At 30.7% G+C, this 2,568-nt stretch carries 2 protein-coding genes; both read left to right on the top strand.

All coding sequences use genetic code 11. The features are described from left to right. A partial coding sequence (locus DXN04_RS35085; RefSeq protein ID WP_158569322.1) for a hypothetical protein occupies nt 1-2,162 on the top strand: 2,162 nt, incomplete at its 5' end. Further along, the coding region (locus DXN04_RS34305; protein WP_147320174.1) for a hypothetical protein at nt 2,113-2,568 on the top strand (456 nt) is incomplete at its 3' end. The genes DXN04_RS35085 and DXN04_RS34305, both read left to right, overlap by 50 nt.

Below are 2,568 nucleotides of genomic sequence, written 5' to 3'. Positions count from 1 at the left end.
GTTGGCACGCTGCTCAGCTATCTGATTTTGGATTTAAAGTTGATAAACAAACTCAAACAGATAGTAAACTTCAATATAAAAAGATTGGAGAAGTTGATGGCACTCCTGTTTATTATACTGAAATTAAACTTCCTAGATGGAGTAGTAAACTTAAAGGATTAAATATTGAACAAGTTCCTGATAGCTTACGTACTATGATTGGTTATCGTATTCCTACTGAAGGTAAACAATCTATATGTATTATGTATGTTAAAGAGTTTCTTCCAGATGCTTATGGTAGTACTGTTGTTGTTCCTGATGAATGGGTTACTCAAACTGGTTCTGACTTTGACGTAGATAGTGTTTATGGTATGTCTAAAACATTTAATCTTGTTAAAGGTATTCCAACTGAAATTACTCATGCCAGATATACTAAAGATGAAGTAGGATATATTAATTATGTTAAAGATAATGTAGATAAAGCTAGTCGTAAGATTCTTGGTAAAACTTATAATAAACAAGGTAATATTAGAGCTTCTTTAAAAAATAGCGAAGATGCTATTAATGCTACTCTTGAAGGTTATAATGGCAATCTTAAAGTTGTTGAAAAAATTGCTAATGATGGTGGACTTAAGTCTTACAAATCATACTTGAAACTCCCCGTGGAGGATACAAGTAGTCAAGCTGCTAGAACTAATGCTATTATTCAATCATTTATTGATATACTTAATAATCCTGCTGCATTTGAAGAAAATACTACTACTTCTAATTTTGAAAATGTCAAAGAAGCTAATGAAACTTATGCAGAAATAGTTGGTGCTAATAAAACAACTGTTGCTCCTAGTGATTTCTTTACTCAACTTGATTGGTTTGATGCTGCTACTTCTGGTATTAAACTTAAAGGTATTAGTGTTAATCGAGATACTTTTATGAGTATTGGTAATGTTACTAAAGCTAATCATAGTGAAGGTATTAAAGTTATGTACACTACTGATGTGATTAGTGAGCAAGAAGCTGTTAATAGATATGGTAAAGAAAATGTTGAAACTATTGGTAATAAACATATTCGTATTACTCATAAAAATTTTGGTTGGTCTGGAGATGATAAGAATGTTGATGGCTATTTGATTAATCCTTATAGTTCTCAGACTACTGCTCATATTCTTGATGTTATGAAAGAGGGAGCTATACATAATGAAAATACTTATACGTTTAATGCTTTTAAAACTATTGTTGACTTTGGAAGTAATTATGATACTGCTATTGGATTTATGTGGCAACCTGCTATTGATATACTAGTTCGTAAATGGAAAGAAACTAATAGTGTTCTTGCGGAAGGTACTAAAAATCCACTTACTGAAGCTATTAGAGAAGTTGCTCATAATCTTGGTTTTGGCGAAAAAGTTAATTTTGCTGGACGTAAAAAGCTAATTGATATTATTAATGAAAGTTATGGTGAAACTTTCAAGAAAATATTCAATTTAAGCGTTTCTGACGCATTTTCATCACCTGACCTTATCTTTTCATCAGATGCATATAAATCTCGTCTTAGAGGGGAAATGAATGGCGTTCAGCAGGCTTTATTTGACATTTATGTTCTAGCACAATTCAATCGGTTAAACTCAATCGGACAGGATATAAGTAATAATCTTAATATTCTTAGTGCTGATAAATATGGTGCTAAACAAAGTTTTTATGCTAGTGATAAAGTATTTAGAGATGCTAGAACTGTTATTGAAAATAGTAATATTTATGCTCCATCCTCTACGGGGGGTCAAACCTTGCTGTTAGAGAGTGTATTTCCTGATATTAGTGGTGGTATAGATGCGTTTATTAAATCAGATATATCTAAAAGTAGTTATCCTAGTTTAGCTGCATTTTTACAAATGAGTACTGCTCTTAGTGTTAAAGCTACTCAACAAGTATTTGAAACTGCTAATCCTGTATTTATTGATTATGTATATAGAATAGCAGAATGGACTAAAGGTGGAATAATGACTGAAAAGTTATATAATGACTATAAAGATTATCTTATTAATAAACTAGAAGTAGGTAATAATGGTAGTTCTTATCTTAATTTACCTGTTACTATTGTTAATGGTGATTTTGTTCATCCTAAATATATTAAAGAATATGGTACTGGACAATCTAGAGCTTGGACGAGTAAGTGGTACATTAGTTAATATTAAAACAGATGATGTTGTAGTTAAAAATATATTTGAGCCTACACAAACTGAAATTGATGTATTTGCTAGACTTACTCCTGCTCAGAAAGTTGATTGGATTAAACGTAATTTTAGTCAAGATGGTAGTGTATTTGAACATATTGAAATAGTTGCTAATGATGAAAGAAATAATCGTCGTAATGTAAATATTCAATATATTAATTACATACAAGGTGATATTACTAATGATGAAGCCCATAGATTGTTTGATAGAGCTTGGAATCATCCTAATCCTCTTATTAAACTTACAGCTCTTGATTTAGTTAAATATGCTTTTATTGTTGAAGGTCATAAATTTAGAACTAGAAATATTAGTAGACTTATAAGTAATACTCCCCTTAGAGGATTGAGTGAGGGCGGAATA

It is taken from the genome of Chitinophaga silvisoli (assembly GCF_003412465.1).
Lineage (GTDB): Bacteria > Bacteroidota > Bacteroidia > Chitinophagales > Chitinophagaceae > Chitinophaga > Chitinophaga silvisoli.
The sequence above is the reverse complement of the archived record's forward strand: the minus strand, read 5'-3'. Positions and strand labels throughout refer to the sequence as shown.